This window comes from Paracoccus broussonetiae (assembly GCF_031854425.1).
Classification (GTDB): Bacteria; Pseudomonadota; Alphaproteobacteria; order Rhodobacterales; family Rhodobacteraceae; genus Paracoccus; species Paracoccus broussonetiae.
Map to the genome: position 1 here is coordinate 206,034 of NZ_JAVRQI010000006.1, position 17,881 is coordinate 223,914.

A 17,881-nucleotide genomic window follows, 5' to 3' on the forward strand; every position below is an offset into this window, starting at 1 on the left:
GGCTTTTCCTTCAGAAAAGTGTTGAATTCAGAACGGTTTCGGCTTCCGCGAACAACTTCCGCTCATCCAGGCCGGGGAATTCCCCATTCTCCCAGACGATGCGGCCGTTGATCATGGTCAGGTCGGTCGGCATCCCGACGCCGACCTTGGCGATCAGGCTGTGGGGGTCGTGGCGCGTGCCGATATAGTCCATGCGCCGGGTGTCGATGGCGAACAGGTCCGCCGCCATGCCGGGTTCGAGCCGGCCGATATCGTCACGCCCCAAGCACGAGGCGCCACCCTGCGTCGCATAGCCCAGGAACTCGGCGGGCAACGGCACCGGGTTGTCGCGACCCGAAGCGGCAAGGCATTGCAGCATGTAGCCGGAATGGATGCAGTGCATCAGGTTCGAATTGTCGTTCGAGGCCGCGCCATCCGCCCCAAGGCTCAACCGCACGCCCTGCGCGGCCATGGCCGGAATGTCGGTCACTTCCGCCCCGACCAGATAGACCGGTTCGGGGCAATGCGAGACGCCGGTGCCGCTGGCGGCAAGGCTTGCGATCTCGGACCGGGTCAACTCCCAGCAATGGGCATAGAAGCTGTCGGGCCCGGCAAAGCCCAACTGTTCGAGATAGTCGATGCTGCGCAGACCAAAGCGCGCCTCGATCACCGGGCTTTCACCTTCGCCGGCATGGGTGTGCAGGATCACGCCCTTGTCGCGGGCAAGGCGCACCGACTCGGCAAAGGTTTCGCGGTAACAATTGACAGGCTGGCAAGGCGCGACCGCGACCTGGCGCATCGAAAAGCGGCCTGCGTCGTGATAGGTGTCGATCAGGCGCGCGCAATCGGCGATGAAGCCATCCGTCGTCTCAAGCATCTCGTCGGGGATGGTCGAGCCTTCGGATTTCGGCAGGGTATTCCCACCCCGCCCCGCATGGAACCGCATCCCCAGAAGCTCGGCCGCCTCGAACTGGCGGTCGACGATCCGGCCGCCGGCGTGGCGCGGAAAGCAATACTGGTGGTCAAAGGCGGTCGTGCAACCATGCTTGATCAGCTCGGCCATTGCAGTGACCGAGCTGTGATAGAAGCAATCCTCGGTCAGCCGGGCGAAGATCGGATAGATCGTGTCCAGCCACTCGATCAGCGACAGCCGCGTCCAATCCAGTTCGACCCGGTTGCGCACAAAGGTCTGGAAGAAGTGGTGATGCGTATTGACGAGACCGGGGTAAAGAAACCAGCCGCTCGCATCGATCACGCGCGCGCCGTCCGGCGCGGCCAGGTTCTTGCCGATGGCTGCGATGGCCGGTCCCTGCGTCAGCAGATCCGCGTCGCGCAGGACCGCCGCCCCGGACGAGGGCACGATGGCGGCGCAGTTGCGAAACAGGATCGCGCCAGTCATGCGGACGCGACCACCGGATCGCCGCCGATCTCGTTGTTCGGCTCGGGGCTGAGATCGTGCAGGCGGTGGATGCCCGGCATCTCGATAAAGCCGGCAAGCGAGCGGACCGCCCGCAGCCACAGCCGGATCGCAGGGTAATCGTCCAGGCTGACCCCGCCATCGGGGGCAAGCGCCACATGCGGAAAGACGGCAATATCGGCGATGGTCGGCGCGGGCCCGGTCAGGAAGGCATGACCGTTGATCCTCGCCTCGGTCAGCGCGGCTTCAAGGATCCGCAGCCACATGATCCCATCCGCTTGCAACCGGTCAAGATCGCCGGGCTGACCCAGCATCTCGTGCGCGCGCGCGCCGCCAAGGCTGGCGGCAAGATGGGTCGCTCGGGCCAGCCACTCCTGAACCAAGGGCCCCTGCCCCAGCCATTCGGGCGCATCCGCCACAAGATGGTTCAGGATCGCCGCAGGCTCGGTCAGGGTCAGCGGCCCGTCGACCAGAACCGGGATTCTCCCGGCCGGGTTGACCTGGCGAAAGGCCGCGCCGCGATGTTCCGCGCCGGGGTGGAAATCCACGGCCACCTGTTCAAACCGCTTGCCCAGCAGCGCCGCCATAAGCCGCGCGGTATAGCATTCGGGGGAAAGGATGTAATCGTAAAGGATCATGCTGCCACCAGCTGCGCGCCATAGGAAATGCCATTCCGCTTGAGCCAGCGGCGATAGGCGATCGAGGTCATGTCGGCGCGCGTCGGCGTCTCCATGCCGGGATCCAGCGGCAGCTTGCGCGGCAACTGGTTTTCAAGGATCGAACGGTCCTGCATGAAGATCATCTGCTGAAAATGGATCAGTTCGGCCATCGAGGTTTCATCGTCGAACAGCGCCATCCAGGGCCAGACCTCGCACAGCTCCTCGGTCAGCGGCTGCACGAAAAGGGTAATGACGTCCCATTCCCCCGGCCTGGGCGGCGAGGTCTTGTAAAGCACCGAACAGGTCGGATGCGGCACGCGGTACATGTATTCGATCTCGGTCCCGCCTTCGGCCGATTTGGCGGCCTGAGGTTGATAGAAGCGCACCTTGGTCGCCCAGACCTCGTCGATCTCGTCGCGGATCTGGACTTCGTAGCGATAGACCTCGGTATGAGGCTCGGAACCCAGGATGTCGGTGTGAACGAAGGGGAAATGCGCGATGTCGAGGAAGTTCTCGACCGCGCGAAGGGGCGAGCATTTCACCCGCACGCTGCCCACGTCTACCAGTCTGCGACCGGGCTGCGTCGCTTCGGGCAGCGGGAATATCTCACCCGGTTCGCCAAGCGAGGTCCAGACATGCCCATAGGCGATCTTCACCGGCAGTTTGCGTCCGTCCAGCGTCTCGACCACGGGGGCGCCATCGACCCCAGTGATCCGGATCGCCTGCCCAAGCAGCAGCGTTTCCCGGCCAGGAGCCGTGGGAAGAAGCGCGGCGATGGCGACAGGAAACCATTCGTTCACGATGTCACGGGTCATTGGGCGGCCTCGGTCGTTTCGGTTTCAAGCCCGCGACGCAGGGCTTCCAGCGCACGCGATGCGGCGATGCGCGTCGCGGCATCCGCTTCCGGCATCAGGGCATGGAGAACGGTCCGCCCCTGCGCGTCAAGCAAAGCAAGTGTCAGCGCTTCCTTGCAGCCCGGCAGGCTGACCTTGCCCATCAGGCCGTCGATGCCCAGGGCTGCCGCCACCTCGGCAATCGGGCGCTCGACAGCAATCGAGCGCAGCGGCAAGACGCCCCCGACCTCGGGGGGCGCGGTTTCGGTCCCTTCGGCCGCGACCCAGATCAGGCCGCCCTGCTCGACGCAGGCAAGCCTGCCCGCGCGGACGGCGGCGGGCGGAACCAGGTCGGGATGCGCGGGGATCTTGCGGCACTGGCCGGTCCCGTCATAGCGCCAGCCGTGATAGATGCAGGACAGCATCTCGCCACGCACGAAGCCGTGCGACAATCTCATGCCGCGATGCGGGCAGCGGTCGTGAAAGGCCGAGACGCGACCCGAACCGCCGCGCCAGATCGCAAGTTCTCCCAGCGGGGTCTTGGCCGGCATGGCGGTGGCGATTGAAAGATCGGCGGACAGGGCGGCTGGAACCCAGTTTGGCATAGGCGACTCTTATTGGCGTGGCGCGACACTAGGATTGCCGAAAGCGCTGGCAATCCAAAGCGTCCTGAAAGGCTGCGATATGTTCGATTTGCTGAAACGATGTGCAAACTGGCAAGCGCGGATCGAACTCACTCGGGCACGGGATGTCTTTCGATCTCCTCCACCCAGGTTTCGGCCGGTCCAAGGCTGCATCCCAGTTCCATCGCGTCGATCAGGTCGGCAGGACCGCCGACGGTCAGGTCAAGACGGTGGTCTGTTTCGTGCAGAAAGGTGACGTTCAGCCCCAGCCTGCCCGCATGGCGCGTGATCCAGGGCCGAAATGCCGCGGGCGCAAGTCGGCCGGAAATCACGAAATGCTCGACCATTGTGGCTGTGGCAGACATGACGGCGCTTTCGGCGGTTGGGGTGTTGTCGCGGCGCTTATACTATCCCCTGCCCGGTCCGCAATCCACCCTGCGCGGCCAGAAGGCACCAGCCGTGGATGACGAGCCGTCAATTGGTGATAAATTGTTAAAATCGTTTACTTCCCTTTCGCGATATTCGCGCCAAGAAAGGACACGCCGGCCAAGTTCTGCCGAGCCATGGCCACGCGACCGGATCCGCTTTTGAACGCGGCGCGGTTCTGGCAGTTTCGCCGGGCAACAACTCATAGCCGGTCGCCCTTCAGCCGATCGCTGCAACCCCCTCGAGGCCCAAATGGACTGCGACAGCTCGCATTTCTACTCTCAGACCGCGGACTGGAATGTCGTTTCGCTGGCGACGCGCTATGTCAACGTCGTCGATGACCCTTCTCGGCTTCGCACCCGGGACGGGCGGCAGCTTGATCCTGCGCTGCGCGGGTACCAGATCACCGAAGTTCCCGCGGATGAGGCCGCGAGGCGGTTTCCCCGCCTTGCGGCGGGGCGCCTTGGCGCAAGCGGCAAGCAGCGGATCGCGCTGCTGCTGGATCCCGAAACGGGCGAACCCGCGCAAGCGGCGGACGGAACCCCGGTGATCCTGCCCCCGACCCGCGGCACTGATCCGGGCGTCGCGAACATGGTCAGCTGGCGGGCGGATACCGGAGTCGTGCTGCAGACGGGCGGTCCACCCGAATCCTTCCTGACGGTGCTGGGCACAGCATTCCCCGAGGTCAACGTGATCCGTCTCGACATGAATGCCGAGACGCTCGACAATCCGCAGCGTGCCAGCGACTGGCGAGCCTTCGCCGAACTGGCCGCGAAACACGGCTATGGCCTGATCATCCAGAATTCGGACGGTGAACTGGCCGGCGGCTTCCTGTCCGACGGTGTACCGCGCAAGTCGCACAAGCTGGGCCTGCGGGACATCGGCCCGGCCAATGCGCTGCGCAATCCCTCGGCCCGCGGTGACTGGAAGATCAACGACGTGCGCGATGACTGGGACGTCATGCTGAAATGGTTCCGCAAGCCGGAAAACAGCCACATCCTTGACGCGGTCGTCGGCTGGGAGCTGATCAACGAGCCGATGGCCTATGGCCGCAGCCCCAAGGCCGGAAAGATCTATGCCCAGCACATGCACGACCTGATCTTGGATCTTGATTGGGGTGGCAAGCGGATTCTTGTCGGCGGGCTTGGCGCATCGGCCCAGTTCAGCCGGATCGACCTTGCCCCGATCCGACAGGCGGCAGGCGACAAGCTGATCTGGTCCGTCCACATGTATCCGGGCTGGGTCGCCGCCGATGTTCCGGACCCCGCGGGGCAGCGCTTTCACGGCGCAATCTGCAAGGGCATCGGCGCATTGAAGCAACCGGGAAATGACATCCTGCTGACCGAGACGCATCTGCAATCCTCGCCCAGCCTGCTGGATCCCGGCACGCAGGATCCCGATGTCGCACCCTCGTACAACCTGGCGCGAGAGTTTCCCTGGTTCGCCGATAACGGCATCGGCCTGTCATGGTGGACGCCTGTCGGGCGCAGGTCGTCCTTCCTGATCCCCGAGAAAGGCGATGCCGGGCAGTGGTCGGTGCTGCTCGACCTCGCGGCTTTCGCGCATTGGGGCTGGATCCGCGACGAAACCGCGCCGCGGCCCGGCGCAGAGGAGCATTACGGAACCGCAGGGGCCGATCGCGTCACTTTGGCGTCAGGCACGGGGCTGGTGGAAGGCGCGAATATCGCGACGCCGCACGGTCTGTTCTTCGCGCTGGACGGCGACGACCAGATCATTGGCAGTGATTTGCCCGACCTGATCTATGGCGGCTCTGCAAATGACAGCATTTCCGGAGGGGATGGCGGCGACTACCTGTTCGGTGATCAGGGCGACGACACGCTGGATGGACAGGGTGGCGACGACGTCCTGATCGACAGCGAGGGCCAAAACCTCCTGACCGGCGGCAAGGGGAACGACCACCTTGAGGGCAGCGGCACGCTGGACGGCGGCGCGGGAAATGACCTTCTGATCGCGGTCCCCGGCACGCAACAGATGACCGGAGGGCCGGGGAAGGATCGTTTCGTACCGGGCCAACAGGGGAAAGTAGAGGTCACCGACTTCCAGTCGGACCAAGACAGCATCGACCTGTCGGTGCTTGCCGCGCAAAAGCCCCGTCCCACGGTCGAAGCGGTTTCGCAGAATGGCGGGATCACGATATCCGCGGGGGAGACGACGATGCGCCTGACCGATGCCACCGGTCTTGCCTGCGGGGACTTCCGGAATGGCAAGGCGCTTGCCGTCACCATCGACGGCAAGCGCTGCGACTAGCTCAGCGGAAACGGAATCGCCGCGTCTTCCGGCGAATCAAAAGCCCGGCCCGGATCATCCGAGTCAGGCAAATTTTCAGCGACCGGACAGGGCCTGCATCAGGCTGATCACGCCCAGAACCTTGTTCGTGTGGTTGTCCACGCGATAGATCTGGTTGTCATCCTGATAATAGTTCCAGTTGGAACGGCGTTCGAGTTCGTAGCGGTTCGGGTCGGCCAGCACGCGGCGATAGTCGGCCGGTGCATAGCGATCACCGACGCGAAGCGCGCGATAATCCCGGTAGTCGCGGTGGTCCCTGTGATCGCGATGATGGCGATCGTGGCGACGGGCATGGCCCGGCGGATAGCAGCCGTTACCCTTCTTCGCCAATCCGGGCGGGCAACCGTTCACCCAGCCGTGACGGCGGTCATGATCGCGATCGCGGTGGTGATCGCCGTCATGGCGGTGCCGATCGCGGCGATCATGCCGGTCACGGCCGTGGTCGCGGTCATAACGCTCATGACGGTGCTCGTCATGCTGGCGATCCTGCCAGTGGCGGCGCGGGCCGGAATCGGCATTTGCCACACCAACTGCAAGCGAGGAAAGAAGAAGGGACGTAAGAAGGAGCCGAAGTTTCATGGCGATCCGGGTAAAGTAGTTGGACAATTGGCTATTGCGCCTTTCCCCTTGGACCGGCAATGCACGAATCCGGCAGCCTTGCCGGATCGGCATTTTTTTGCTGGCGCCTTCAGTAAGTTAGGCGCAGTTGCGCCCACCCCAACTTCGCGGCAGCGGCAGAGTGGAACAAGTGCTGTCCGCCGACACAGGCTTTACGAATTCTCCATCCCGCCGCAGTCTGGCTGTCATCATGCCGGACTAGCAGGGGCGCGTTCCGTTTGATGGAGATATTCATGCGCCTTGTTCCGATCCTGCTGGCCTGCGGTGCCGCGGTCTCGCCTGCCTTTGCCGAAAAGGTCTTTCCCGCGAAGCTGGCGGGTCATGCAATGCTTCCGGCGTTTACCCTGGTCACGCCGCCCGCCGACGCGCCGCGCGACCTGTGGATGTCGGGAAAGTTCACCGGCAAGACCCGCAATGACGCCCTGATGAGCGTCGAGGGGGACGTGGGCAAGGCCTATGGCGGGCACAAGACGGGCGTCTCTCTGCCCTTTCCCGGTCAGCCGGTGCAGGGCATGTCGGGCTTTGCGATGAACCGGGCCGATGACGGAAGCTGGTTCACGCTGACAGACAACGGATTCGGGACCAAGCTGAACAGCCCCGACGCCATGCTGTATTTCCACCGGATGCAACCCGATTTCGCGTCAGGCAAGGTCGAGCGCCTGCAGACCGTCTTCCTGCGCGATCCTGACCACAAGGTGCCATTCCGGATCGCGAACGAGGCAACCGAGACGCGTTACCTGACCGGTGCTGATTTCGATCCCGAAAGCATCCAGTTCCTGAACGGAGAGCTTTGGATCGGCGAAGAGTTCGGCCCGAACATCCTGCGGGTCGCGGCCGACGGGCGCGTGCTGTCGGTTCATCCGACCGTGCTGGACGGCGCGGTCCTGACCGGACCGGACACGGCGGGCACTGCGGTGCCGGCCCAGCCGGGCAAGGATTTCCGGGTCCAGCGCTCCGGCGGATATGAGGGTATGGGACTGCAACCCGGCAGCAACCTGCTGTGGGCGATGCTGGAAAAGCCGCTTCTGGCCGAGAATGGCCAGCCCGAGGGCGAGTTCCTGTGGGTGATGACCTTCGACACAGCCAAGGCTGACTGGACCGGCGACAGCTATCGCTTCCGCTTGTCCGATGGCGCGACCGCGATCGGTGATTTCAACTTCATCGACGACACCCGCGCATTGGTGATCGAGCGGGACAATGGCGAAGGGGATGCCGCGCATGCCTGTGCCGAAGGGGCCACCGACCAGAGCGGCTGCTATCCGCAACCCGCGCGTGTTAAGAACATCGTCCTGATCGATACGGGGACTGTCGATCCCGAGGGCTATCTGCGACGCATCGGCCATATCAACCTGCTGGACATCGCCGATCCCGATGGCATGGCTCTGGCGGGCATGAAACCGGCAGAGGGCAATTTCACCTTTCCGTTCTTCACGATCGAGGATGTGGCACGCGTCGATGACACCCACATCCTTGTCGCAAATGACAACAACCTGCCCTATTCCGGCGGGCGCGAGATCGGGAAGGCCGCGAATAACGAGTTCATCCTGCTCGACGTCGCCGAACTGCTGGCCGCGAAGTGAACGAGATCCGTCAGTCTGATCAGGTCTGATGTCTGCGCAGGCGAAGGGTATGCACCATCGCCCGCAACACCGCGCACAGGAACAGGGTCACGACTCCGGTCAGGGAATAGACGCCAAGCGCCCGCAGGGGAGACACGCCGATCAACAGCGCTAGCACCGCGGCCAGCGCGGCAATGGCAATCGACAGGAACAGTGCAGGCATGGCGAAACCCTTCGCATCATCCGCGTCCCGTTCCACAAAGCCTGAACTGCAACATTGGTTCCCTGAAATGGCGTTCCGGGCCCGGAACGCCCTTCCACCGCCCTGGACGCTTCTGGGGCAAAAACACCCAGAGAGAATGCGTGACGGTCAGGACAGTCCCGTGCTCAACCCGGGTTCGATGTGGCGCGCCAGCGCGATGCAATCCTGCATTGCCTTGGCGAGCACAGGGTTCAGGATCAGATCGACCGCCATGCCCTGTTCGTCGATCAGCCGGAAGGTCAGCCCTGTCTCATCGATCTCGCGCAGGCCGAGCGATACCGGAGAGATTGTCAGCCCCGGTTCCGCGCTGTCATCGGACAGGGGCACGTTGATCAGCATGCTTCGCTTGGCGGACTCGATCATGTCCTCGGTCATGGATGCATCCTGTGAAGCCGGTTTCGGACCTGCGGCGGGACAATGGCTGCCCAGCTTTCTACTCCAACACCGACAATGCTGCCACGGTTCCCTAATGGCATCCCGTTAGCAAAGGGTGCGGAAGGCGAAACTTCGCCGGTTGCGGATGCACCGGTTTAACGCGGATCCGTTCTGCGGAAAATGCGGGCAAGTTCAGGAACATATTTCGCTCCCTCCCCCGCATCGACGGCCGTCGACATGGCGGCATGGATTCCGTCCGCGATGACGTGGGCGGCGCCGGATGCATCGGACATCTCGCGGTAATAGGCGATGTCCTTCAAACCGTTCGCAATGGCGAATGGCAGGTTGCCCGCGTCACCGTCCAGAAGGAAGGGGGTCATCCGATCGAGCGCGACCCCCGCGCCACCGCCCTGCGCCAGGACCTGGACGAAGGCGGCAGGATCGATTCCAGCATCGGCCGCACCCGCCGCAGCCTCGGCGATAAGCGCCAGCGAACCCACCGAGACATAGTTGTGCAGCAGCTTCAGCCGATGGCCCGCGCCAGGACCGCCGACGTGAAAGACCTGTTCGGTAAAGGCAGCCAGCACGGGGCGGACGCGGTCAAGGGTTGCTGCATCTCCTCCGATCAGCAGGTTAAGCTGACCATCATGCGCGTGACGCGCGGTCCGGGTCATCGGAGCATCCAGAAAATCGGCGCCGACCTCGGCCACCGCCCGCGCCATGCGAAGGGTCGATTCCGGCAGCGAGGTTGAGCAGTCGATCACTGTCGATCCGGGGCGCAGCGATGACAGCACTCCGTCCGGCCCAGTCAGCACCGCTTCGACCTGGGGTGAGCCGGTGACGCACAGGATAAGGACATCGGCCCCGCGCGCCACCTCGGCCGGGCTATGGCAGGCATGCCCGCCGACTGACAGGATTTCGTCCACGGGGCGGTTGCCGGGATGGTCCAGGAACGATAGCGGAAAACCCTTGCGCAGCACGTTCCTTGCAATTCCGTGCCCCATCAGGCCCACGCCGATGATCCCGACTTTCATGCAACCCCTCTCCCCGCTTGCTTCGCCACCCAGTTGTGGACCCTGACGGCGGGTGCTGCCAACCCCCATGCTTGTCCGCGTATTGACCAAAACGGGAATTGCCGATGTTTTCTCTTGGGTATATGGTCCCGGCGACACAAGTGGAAGGCACGGCATGTTTCCCATTCGCCCGCACCGCAGCATCGGAACCCTGAATTCGGCTTCCGGCGTCGCCTCGGCCTTGCTTCGCGCGCGCGCGGCGGAATGGGAAATAGATCTGTTCGAGACGCCGGAAAGCCTGACCATGCATGTCTGGGGCAGCGAGATGTCCCTGATCCCCGGTGACGGGATCGCGCGGATCGAACTCAGCGCGCCCGAACAGCGACTGATCGGTGTCCTGCAGGACAGCGCCACCGAGCTGTTCGAAAGCCACGGCATGTCGATCATTTGGGACAGCGTTGACGAAGGTGCGCTTGCTCCGGGTCTGGCCCTGATGCAGCTGGTCAGCGTCACCCAGCGCACACCCGGCTTCATCCGCGTCCGCCTGTCCGGCCCCGAGGCCGCGCGCTTCGGCCAAGGCAGCATGCATTTCCGTCTTTTGCTGCCGCCCGAGGGTCGCAGCGCCATCTGGCCGCGCATCGCCGCCAATGGCCGCACGCGCTGGCCCGAGGGCCAGGATGCGCTGCACCGCCCGGTCTATACCATTGCCGAACAGCGCGAGGACTGGATCGACTTCGATATTTTCAGCCATGTCGGCAGCCCGACCTGCGACTGGGCCGCGCGTGTCCAGCCCGGCACCATCATCGGCATCATGGGACCGGGCGGCGGTTGGTGCCCCGAAGCCGAGGAGCTTTGGCTTTTCGGGGATGAGACCGCGCTGCCCGCGATCACCCGCATGCTGGACCTGGCGCAGGGCCAGGCGCGCGCCTTTGTGCGCGCCGCCGGTCATGATCTGGGCCCGGTGGCCGAAGATCCGCGGGTGACCGTGACCGAAGACCTGATAAAGGCGCTGGCCGACGCCCGGATTGACGCCGATGGTGACTTGCATGTCTGGTTCGCTGGTCACGCGACCTTGGCCCGCGAGGCGCGCCGCTATCTTGCGGCGCGCGGCCTGAACAAGCGGCAGTTCACCGCCGCCGCTTATTGGGGTCAGCCCGACAGCCGGGCGTAAACCCCACCCTGCGCGATCAGCGGGCCGTGCTGCCCGCTTTCGACGATCCGCCCCTCCTGCATGACGATGATCCGGTCCGCATTGCGGATCGTCCCCAGCCTGTGCGCGATGACCAGCGTCGTGCGACCCACGGCCAGCGCATCCAGAGCCGACTGGATCTCGCGCTCGGTCTGGCTGTCCAGCGCCGAGGTCGCCTCGTCCAGGATCAGGATGGGCGGATTCTTCAGGAAGGCCCGCGCAATGGCGACGCGCTGCTTCTGGCCGCCCGACAGCATCACGCCACGTTCGCCGACGATGGTATCCAGCCCTTCGGTCAGACCGGCGATCATCGGGCCAAGCTGGGCTTGTTCGGCGGCACGCATGATTTCCGCATCCGAAGCACCAAGCCGGCCATAGGCGATGTTTTCGCGCAGTGTCCCGCCGAACAGAAAGACATCCTGGCTGACGAGACCGATCTGGCGGCGCAGGCTGTTCAGCTTCATCTGGTCAAGCGGGACACCGTCCACGGTGATCCGGCCCTGTGTCGGTTCATAAAACCTCGGCAGCAAGGCCAGCAGCGTCGTCTTGCCGGCGCCCGAGGGGCCGACAAAGGCCACCGTTTCGCCAGCCGAGATCGTCAGATCGATGCCCTTCAGGATCGGCCGGTCGGCATCATAGCCGAAGCCCACATCCTCGAACCGGATATCGCCTCGCAAGGCGGGGGCGTCGATCGCATCCGGGGCGTCCCGGATTTCGGGCTCGGTCCCCAGCAACTCCTGATAGCGACGAAACCCGGCCAGGCCGCGCGGATATGTTTCGATCACGGCGGCGATCTTTTCGAGTGGGCGATAGAACACGCCAACCAGCAGCAGGAAACCGACGAATCCGCCGGTGGTCAGTTGACCCGAAAGTACATAGCCCGCCCCCATGACCATGACCACGACCTGCACCAGGCGCAGGCCCATGTATTGCAGCGCCGAGGATACCGCCATGACGCGATAGGCCTGCAGCTTGGTCTGGCGGTAACTTTGGTTGTCGGTGGCAAAAAGATCGGATTCATGGGCCTCATTGCCAAAGGCCTGCACGACCCGGACGCCCCCCAACGCCTCTTCCAGACGCACGTTGAAATCGCCGACGCGGGCATAGATCGCGCGCCAGGTGCGCGTCATGCGACCGCCGTAGAAGATCACCAGAACCAGCATTGCCGGCACGATCAGCGCCACGATCAGCGCAAGCTGCGGATTGATGCTGAACATCAGAAGGAAGGCGCCAATGAAGGTCATCAGGGCGATGAAGGCGTCTTCGGGACCGTGATGGGCAACCTCGCCGATCTCTTCCAGGTCACGCGTGACACGGGCCACCAGCTTGCCGGTGCGCGCGCGGTCATACCAGCGCCAGCTGAGGCGGGTCAGGTGGTCGAAGGCGCGGGCCCGCATCTCGGTCTCGATATTGATGCCCAGCATGTGGCCCCAATAGATCACGATGGACATCAGCCCGGTATTGACCAGATAAAGCGCCATCAGGCCAATGGCCGCGACGACGGTCAGTCCCCAGTTGCCCTGCGGCAGCAGGTGATCGATGAAGGCGGTGACCGCCAGTGGAAAGGCCAGTTCCAGCAGCCCCGACAGGACGGCACAGCCGAAATCCAGCCAGAACAGCCCCATCCAGGGGCGATAATATGCGAAGAAATCGCGCAGCATCTTAAGTCCTTGTTCGTCCTTATGCGGGAATGGCGACCCTGCCGCCATCCTCGCGTCGCAGAACCTGCATCGGCAGGCCATAGATCCGGGCCAGCGCCTCGGCGGTCATCAGGTCGTCCGGCGTGCCCTGCAGTGTCAACCGACCGCCCTTCAATGCAATCACATGGTCGCTGAACCGGGCGGCCATGTTCACCTCATGCAGGACCACGATCGCGCTTCGGCCCTGCTCATGGCACATCCGGCGCACCAGCGAAAGAACCTCGACCTGATGGGCAATGTCGAGCGCCGAGATCGGCTCGTCCAGCAAAAGCGCACCCGCCTGCTGCGCGACCATCATGGCAAGCCACGCGCGCTGGCGTTCACCGCCCGACAGCGTATCGACCAGACGGTCGGCCAGCGGCTCGATCGCGCATTCCGCCAGCGCCGCATCGACCGCTGCATGGTCCTGCGGACCGAAGCGCCCAAGCGCTCCGTGCCAGGGATAGCGGCCAAGCGAGACCAGTTCGCGCACGGTCATCCCCTCGGCCGGGGGGGTGGTCTGGGGCATGAAAGCCAGCGCGCGCGCATAGTCCCGCGCCGACCACTCTGGCAGGCCGCGCCCAAGAAACGCCGCCTGCCCCGACGACGCCCGGATCTGCCGTGCCATCACCTTCAGCAGCGTGGATTTTCCCGATCCATTATGGCCGATCAGCGCAACGACCTGCCCCTTGGGAATGGTCAGGTCCAGCCCATCCAGCAACCGGCGGCCGGGCACGTCCACACAAAGCCCGGACATCCTGAAAAGCGGTTCGGTCATCGCCTGATCCTCAACATCAACCAAATGAGCCAGGGTGCACCCAGAAGCGAGGCGAACAGGCCCAAGGGCATTTCATAGGGGAAGCCCGCCATCCTTGCGCCGAAATCAGCCGCGATCATCAGGATCGCGCCGATCAGGGCGGCCCCCGTCACGTGATCGCGCGGTCGGGCAAATCCGATCCGGCGCGCCAGGTGCGGGGCCATCAGTCCGACGAAGCTGACCGGGCCAACCAGCACTGTCGCCGCCCCGGTGCCAAGTCCCGCAAGCACGACTAGTGCGGTCCGCGCCAGTTGCAGCGGCAGCCCCAGTCCGACCGCCACTTCGGCACCAAGCGGCAGTGCGCCAAGCCATCGATGCGCCATCATCGCCGCCGCAAGCAGGCCCACGGCCAGAATTCCCAGCACCGCGGCCTGCCCCGGCCCGACGGTGCTGGAGGAACCGCTGAGCCAGGCGAGCACCTGCCAGGATTCGGCGGATCCGGTGGCCATGACCGCCGACAGGACGGCCGCCGCCATCGCCGAGACCGAGATCCCGGCCAGCAGTACCCGCTCTGCCGGCATGTCGCGGCGGCGCGCATAGGTTCCGACAAGGGCCAGCGCCAACGCTCCACCAATCATGGTGCCAAGGGTGCGAATGCCCGTTCCCGGCATGGCGAATGAAAACAGCGTCGCCGCATAACCGATTGCCGCGCCACCCGACACGCCAAGCACCTCGGGCGAGGCGAGCGGGTTCGCGGTCAATCGCTGCAGGATCGCCCCGGCCATGGCGAGTAGCGCCCCTGCGGCGGCCGCGGCAACCAGCCTTGGCAGGCGCAGCGGCAAGAAGGCGCGGAAGCTTGCCCAATCGAGAACCGCCCAGCCATGCGGCAAGCGCCCGATCCAGACGAGCACAAGCGCAAGCACAACGGCCATGAACAGAAGGCCCCACAGCAGGGGTGCGGGGCGGAACAGGCGCGGCACGGGCCCTTCGGCAGTCTCGGTCCCCGGAGGGGTCGAGCCGCGCAAACGGGGAAGCAGCCAGATCAGCAGCGGCCCTCCGATCAGGCCGGTCAGGGCGCCGGTCGGGAACATTTCACCGGTCGCGCCCGCCACCAGCAGAACAATCCCGTCGCTGACGGACAGGATCAGCGCTCCGACCAGCGGAGCCAAGGCCAGCACCTGCCCCATGCTTCGCGCGCCCATGCTGCGTGCCAGCGCGGGCGCAGCCAGGCCCACAAATCCGACCAGGCCCAGTTCGGCCGAAACCGCCCCAGCCAGCAGCACCGCAAGCGCAAGGACGGCAAAGCGCACCAGCGCCACGTTCATGCCCAGTCCGCTTGCCCCCGCCGCGCCCAGCGACAGCACGCGCAGAGGGCGAACCAGGCAGGCAGCCCCTGCCCCGGCAACAGCCAGGACCATCGCAAGGGCGCGCACCCCGCTCCAATCCTGCTGGACGAGCGAGCCTCCGTTCCAAATGACCAGCGACAGCAGATATTCCCCACGCGACAGCGTGATCGTCGTCGCGATGGAGGATGCGGTCAGCGAGATCAGCATGCCCGCAATTACCATCGTCACGGGAGCAAACGCGCGCCGCGCGCCAATCGCCATGACCAAAGCGGCGGCCCCCGCCGCCCCGACCAATGCGACGGGCCATCGGCCGTGATCGAGCAGGCCGGGTGCGTAGATGGTCGCGATCACAAGACAAAGCTGCGCCCCGGACGAGATGCCCAAGGTTGTCGGATCGGCGACCGGGTTCCGCAGGACCGCTTGAAGCAGTGCGCCGGACAAGCCGAGCGCCGCACCCGCGATCAAGGCGATGCCCCCCCGCGGCATCAGCCCGAAGGCCAGCAATATTTGGTCAAGCGACATTGCCTGCGGATCGAAGGGCCATGCGGGCCAGCCAGTGGGCATCAGCCGAAACGCGGCAAGGCCCCAGAGTGCCAGTGCCACCAGCGCGGCCAGGCTCAACGGAATTGTAGGGCGTCTCATACTTGGCTTGGTCCCGTCTCGAACGCTTCGGCCAGCAACTCGGCAAAGCGCAACGCCGCCGGCAGGCCACCGAAAGGGGTGACGCTTGGCAATTGATAGACCCGCTCGCCCCGGACCTGAGGCAGTGCCCGCCACAGGACGCTGCGCCTGAGCGACTGGCGTGCCTCGACCGCGACATCCCCGACGATGACAAGCCGCGCCTCGGGCAGATCGGCCAGACCTTCGAGTGGGATCGGCGCCCGAAAACTGAACCTTGTTCGACCTTCCCAGCCATTCTGAAGTCCAAGGCGCACAAGCACATCCCCGAACATGCTGTCAAAACCGAATGCTCGCAGGTGCCGCGCGTCACCGATATCCACCAAGCCGACGGGTCGATCCGCCATTTCGGCAAGGCGCGCCGCAGCGCGCTCAAATCCCACCTCGGCATCCGAGGCTGCCCGATATGCCGCTTCTGGCCGGTCAGTGGCAGAAGCCAACGCTTCAAGGGCCGCGAAGGCCTTCTGCAAGGGACGCTCGCCCGGAACATAGAATGGCAGCGACAGAACCGGGGCGATGCCTTCCAGCCGAGGCCGATGCTGTTCGTAAAATGGAGAGCTGAGGATCAGATCGGGCCGGGTCAGCTGGAGCAGTTCGAAATTCGGCGCACCGCGCAGGCCCAGGTCGACGACATCCGGGGGGATGACCGGTGTGACCGCTTGCGCCCGGTAGCCGATCAACTCGCAGGCAGCGACCGGCATTTGCCCGAGCGCGACCGCAGTTTCCAGCATGGCCCAGTCGATCGCCGCAAGCCGCGGCCCCTGCCCCGCCCGCACCAAGGTCGGCGCGAAAAGCGAGCCCGTCGCCGCGAAAGCGGCGACGGAGCGAAGAAAGGCGCGCCGGCCCGTCTGGAAGGGGTCTGTCACCACTTGTAGGTCAACCACGCCTGAACCTCGCGCACCTCTGCGTAGTGGCAACCGAAGCTGCCGTAGCTTGCGATGTATTCCTCTTCGGTGATGCCAAAGAGGTTCACCGACGCCTCAAACGTGCCATGCGTATAGCGGGCCGCCAGATCACCCAAGGTCACGGCATCAACCTTGAGCAAAATGTTCAGGTCGCCGTAACGCTCACCGATATAGCGCAGGCAATCGACCGCGCGGTAACCGTTGCCGAAGTCATCATTCGGCCACAGACTTGGCGCGTTATAGGGGGTGTTCGACATGCGCAGGCCTTCCACGGCCTCGCCCTTCTGGCAGGCATGCGTGTAGCAGGCCGCGAGCATGTCCCAACCTTCGGACAGTTCCGCGATCGCTTCAAGTTCGACGCCTTTCGAATGAACTTCGCCCACCTGCTCGGGGAAACCGTCGATGGTGCAAGCGACGTTGCTTGGCCTCGTGTAATAAACCGCATCGGTGAACAGCGCATCGAAGGCGGGCGGCCGACACTCCTCGTCAGCTTCCCACTGCTTGCTCGCGGTCGGCCCGAAGATGCTACCAACCCAGTCGGTTCCGATTTCCGGCTCGAATGAGGCAGAATAGCTGATATAGGGCGCCACACCGCTATTGAAGACATACGACAGGCCGACACGCCCGGTGGTCGCTTCATCCCGCTGGTAGGCGTCGTTTGCGTTGCCTACCCTCAGGAATTTGGTGAGGACGTCTCTCGTCTGGCGGGACCAGTCATGGCGCGAGGCAAACGTCGCGCGCCAGCTGTTCCTTGCGATTTCGTCCTGACCATGGATCCCGGTCTGTTCGATCGTCAGATTCTCAATTTTGGTATACCAAATGCCCCACGGAACGGCGACATAGTCCCAGTCGAATTCCTGGCAACACACGCCCTGCCGGAACTGCCGGCCATTGTCCGGGCCGCGTTTGCACCCGACCCCTTGGTTGAGCATCTTGCGGTCGCGGTTATCCGTATCAGGATAACCCGCATCGAGTTCACGCAGGTCGTCGGCATTCCCGATCTTGGTCAGCGCAAAGGGACTTCCTGCGGGCGAGAGCTGTGGATCCTTCGAGACCGGAGCGCGGAGAACCTCGATCCGCTTGCGGCCATAGAGTTCATAGGTTGGCGCGCCGAATATGCGAATCAGATGCAGGCCGTTCGGATATTGAGAGTCGGACGCATTGAACCCGCGCAGGATCGACAAATCAAAGCGAGGTTTGGCCCCGAACGGCTCGGCCGTGTCGCCCGCCGTATAGCGCAGAGCCTGAGACATGCT

18 protein-coding genes are annotated in these 17,881 nt (G+C 64.4%); 4 read left to right on the forward strand and 14 right to left on the reverse strand.

What is annotated here, in order from left to right; all coding sequences use genetic code 11:
• Positions 1 to 10: 10 nt before the first annotated feature.
• From RM190_RS09710 to RM190_RS09730, 5 genes are all read right to left on the reverse strand, one after another.
• A complete protein-coding gene (locus RM190_RS09710; RefSeq protein ID WP_311759226.1) occupies positions 11 to 1,378 on the reverse strand; it encodes an amidohydrolase in 1,368 nt (455 codons plus the stop codon).
• Complete coding sequence (locus RM190_RS09715; RefSeq protein ID WP_311759227.1) at positions 1,375 to 2,034, reverse strand: glutathione S-transferase family protein; 660 nt, start codon at positions 2,032 to 2,034, stop codon at positions 1,375 to 1,377. Before RM190_RS09715 ends, RM190_RS09710 begins: the two co-directional genes overlap by 4 nt.
• Positions 2,031 to 2,870, reverse strand: coding sequence for an aromatic ring-hydroxylating dioxygenase subunit alpha (locus RM190_RS09720; protein ID WP_311759228.1), 840 nt, complete (start codon positions 2,868 to 2,870; stop codon positions 2,031 to 2,033). The genes RM190_RS09715 and RM190_RS09720 overlap by 4 nt, the downstream gene beginning before the upstream one ends.
• A complete protein-coding gene (locus tag RM190_RS09725; RefSeq protein WP_311759229.1) occupies positions 2,867 to 3,493 on the reverse strand; it encodes a Rieske (2Fe-2S) protein in 627 nt (208 codons plus the stop codon). The genes RM190_RS09720 and RM190_RS09725 overlap by 4 nt, the downstream gene beginning before the upstream one ends.
• A 128-nt stretch (positions 3,494 to 3,621) precedes the next feature.
• Positions 3,622 to 3,876 carry an acylphosphatase gene (locus RM190_RS09730; RefSeq protein ID WP_311759230.1) on the reverse strand — a complete coding sequence of 85 codons (255 nt, stop codon included), beginning with the start codon at positions 3,874 to 3,876 and terminating at the stop codon, positions 3,622 to 3,624.
• 313 nt (positions 3,877 to 4,189) lie between these two features.
• On the opposite strand from RM190_RS09730, the gene RM190_RS09735 reads away from it, so the two are divergent.
• Positions 4,190 to 6,205 (forward strand): cellulase family glycosylhydrolase, encoded by a 2,016-nt coding sequence (locus RM190_RS09735; protein WP_311759231.1) that lies wholly within the window; start codon positions 4,190 to 4,192, stop codon positions 6,203 to 6,205.
• A 75-nt stretch (positions 6,206 to 6,280) separates the two neighbouring features.
• On the opposite strand, the gene RM190_RS09740 is transcribed toward RM190_RS09735, so the two are convergent.
• Positions 6,281 to 6,595 carry an excinuclease ABC subunit A gene (locus tag RM190_RS09740; RefSeq protein WP_311759232.1) on the reverse strand — a complete coding sequence of 105 codons (315 nt, stop codon included), beginning with the start codon at positions 6,593 to 6,595 and terminating at the stop codon, positions 6,281 to 6,283.
• A 108-nt stretch (positions 6,596 to 6,703) separates the two neighbouring features.
• Between RM190_RS09740 and RM190_RS09745 the strand changes: the two genes are divergently transcribed.
• Positions 6,704 to 7,084: a hypothetical protein gene (locus tag RM190_RS09745; RefSeq protein ID WP_311759233.1), complete on the forward strand. Its 381-nt coding sequence runs from the start codon at positions 6,704 to 6,706 to the stop codon at positions 7,082 to 7,084.
• 11 nt (positions 7,085 to 7,095) lie between these two features.
• Complete coding sequence (locus RM190_RS09750) at positions 7,096 to 8,442, forward strand: esterase-like activity of phytase family protein (RefSeq protein ID WP_311759234.1); 1,347 nt, start codon at positions 7,096 to 7,098, stop codon at positions 8,440 to 8,442.
• Positions 8,443 to 8,461: 19 nt separating this feature from the next.
• Here RM190_RS09750 and RM190_RS09755 read toward each other — a convergent pair whose 3' ends face one another.
• From RM190_RS09755 to RM190_RS09765, 3 genes are all read right to left on the reverse strand, one after another.
• Positions 8,462 to 8,644: a hypothetical protein gene (locus RM190_RS09755; RefSeq protein ID WP_311759235.1), complete on the reverse strand. Its 183-nt coding sequence runs from the start codon at positions 8,642 to 8,644 to the stop codon at positions 8,462 to 8,464.
• Between the two features lie 147 nt (positions 8,645 to 8,791).
• Complete coding sequence (locus tag RM190_RS09760; RefSeq protein ID WP_311759236.1) at positions 8,792 to 9,058, reverse strand: hypothetical protein; 267 nt, start codon at positions 9,056 to 9,058, stop codon at positions 8,792 to 8,794.
• A gap of 155 nt (positions 9,059 to 9,213) precedes the next feature.
• The gene (locus RM190_RS09765; protein ID WP_311759237.1) at positions 9,214 to 10,092 is read right to left on the reverse strand and encodes an NAD(P)-dependent oxidoreductase; all 879 of its coding nucleotides are present in this window, start codon (positions 10,090 to 10,092) and stop codon (positions 9,214 to 9,216) included.
• 154 nt (positions 10,093 to 10,246) lie between these two features.
• On the opposite strand from RM190_RS09765, the gene RM190_RS09770 reads away from it, so the two are divergent.
• The gene (locus RM190_RS09770; protein WP_311759238.1) at positions 10,247 to 11,242 is read left to right on the forward strand and encodes a siderophore-interacting protein; all 996 of its coding nucleotides are present in this window, start codon (positions 10,247 to 10,249) and stop codon (positions 11,240 to 11,242) included.
• On the opposite strand, the gene RM190_RS09775 is transcribed toward RM190_RS09770, so the two are convergent.
• The 5 genes from RM190_RS09775 to RM190_RS09795 are packed head-to-tail and all read right to left on the reverse strand — an operon-like array spanning position 11,221 to position 17,878.
• Positions 11,221 to 12,921 (reverse strand): ABC transporter ATP-binding protein, encoded by a 1,701-nt coding sequence (locus RM190_RS09775; RefSeq protein WP_311759239.1) that lies wholly within the window; start codon positions 12,919 to 12,921, stop codon positions 11,221 to 11,223. The genes RM190_RS09770 and RM190_RS09775 overlap by 22 nt on opposite strands.
• A gap of 19 nt (positions 12,922 to 12,940) precedes the next feature.
• Positions 12,941 to 13,717, reverse strand: a complete 777-nt coding sequence (locus RM190_RS09780) for an ABC transporter ATP-binding protein (protein ID WP_311759240.1) — start codon at positions 13,715 to 13,717, stop codon at positions 12,941 to 12,943.
• A complete protein-coding gene (gene fhuB / locus RM190_RS09785) occupies positions 13,714 to 15,684 on the reverse strand; it encodes a Fe(3+)-hydroxamate ABC transporter permease FhuB (RefSeq protein ID WP_311759241.1) in 1,971 nt (656 codons plus the stop codon). Before fhuB ends, RM190_RS09780 begins: the two co-directional genes overlap by 4 nt.
• Positions 15,681 to 16,586, reverse strand: a complete 906-nt coding sequence (locus RM190_RS09790) for an iron-siderophore ABC transporter substrate-binding protein (RefSeq protein ID WP_311759242.1) — start codon at positions 16,584 to 16,586, stop codon at positions 15,681 to 15,683. Before RM190_RS09790 ends, fhuB begins: the two co-directional genes overlap by 4 nt.
• The gene (locus RM190_RS09795) at positions 16,583 to 17,878 is read right to left on the reverse strand and encodes a TonB-dependent siderophore receptor (protein WP_311759243.1); all 1,296 of its coding nucleotides are present in this window, start codon (positions 17,876 to 17,878) and stop codon (positions 16,583 to 16,585) included. The genes RM190_RS09790 and RM190_RS09795 overlap by 4 nt, the downstream gene beginning before the upstream one ends.
• Positions 17,879 to 17,881: the final 3 nt, after the last annotated feature.

Coding starts and splice junctions, on each gene's coding strand:
- RM190_RS09710 (WP_311759226.1), bottom strand. CDS start 1,378: ATGACTGGCGCGATCCTGTTTCGCAACTGCGCCGCCATCGTGCCCTCG.
- RM190_RS09715 (WP_311759227.1), bottom strand. CDS start 2,034: ATGATCCTTTACGATTACATCCTTTCCCCCGAATGCTATACCGCGCGG.
- RM190_RS09720 (WP_311759228.1), bottom strand. CDS start 2,870: ATGACCCGTGACATCGTGAACGAATGGTTTCCTGTCGCCATCGCCGCG.
- RM190_RS09725 (WP_311759229.1), bottom strand. CDS start 3,493: ATGCCAAACTGGGTTCCAGCCGCCCTGTCCGCCGATCTTTCAATCGCC.
- RM190_RS09730 (WP_311759230.1), bottom strand. CDS start 3,876: ATGTCTGCCACAGCCACAATGGTCGAGCATTTCGTGATTTCCGGCCGA.
- RM190_RS09735 (WP_311759231.1), top strand. CDS start 4,190: ATGGACTGCGACAGCTCGCATTTCTACTCTCAGACCGCGGACTGGAAT.
- RM190_RS09745 (WP_311759233.1), top strand. CDS start 6,704: ATGACGGTGCTCGTCATGCTGGCGATCCTGCCAGTGGCGGCGCGGGCC.
- RM190_RS09750 (WP_311759234.1), top strand. CDS start 7,096: ATGCGCCTTGTTCCGATCCTGCTGGCCTGCGGTGCCGCGGTCTCGCCT.
- RM190_RS09755 (WP_311759235.1), bottom strand. CDS start 8,644: ATGCCTGCACTGTTCCTGTCGATTGCCATTGCCGCGCTGGCCGCGGTG.
- RM190_RS09760 (WP_311759236.1), bottom strand. CDS start 9,058: ATGACCGAGGACATGATCGAGTCCGCCAAGCGAAGCATGCTGATCAAC.
- RM190_RS09765 (WP_311759237.1), bottom strand. CDS start 10,092: ATGAAAGTCGGGATCATCGGCGTGGGCCTGATGGGGCACGGAATTGCA.
- RM190_RS09770 (WP_311759238.1), top strand. CDS start 10,247: ATGTTTCCCATTCGCCCGCACCGCAGCATCGGAACCCTGAATTCGGCT.
- RM190_RS09775 (WP_311759239.1), bottom strand. CDS start 12,921: ATGCTGCGCGATTTCTTCGCATATTATCGCCCCTGGATGGGGCTGTTC.
- RM190_RS09780 (WP_311759240.1), bottom strand. CDS start 13,717: ATGACCGAACCGCTTTTCAGGATGTCCGGGCTTTGTGTGGACGTGCCC.
- fhuB (WP_311759241.1), bottom strand. CDS start 15,684: ATGAGACGCCCTACAATTCCGTTGAGCCTGGCCGCGCTGGTGGCACTG.
- RM190_RS09795 (WP_311759243.1), bottom strand. CDS start 17,878: ATGTCTCAGGCTCTGCGCTATACGGCGGGCGACACGGCCGAGCCGTTC.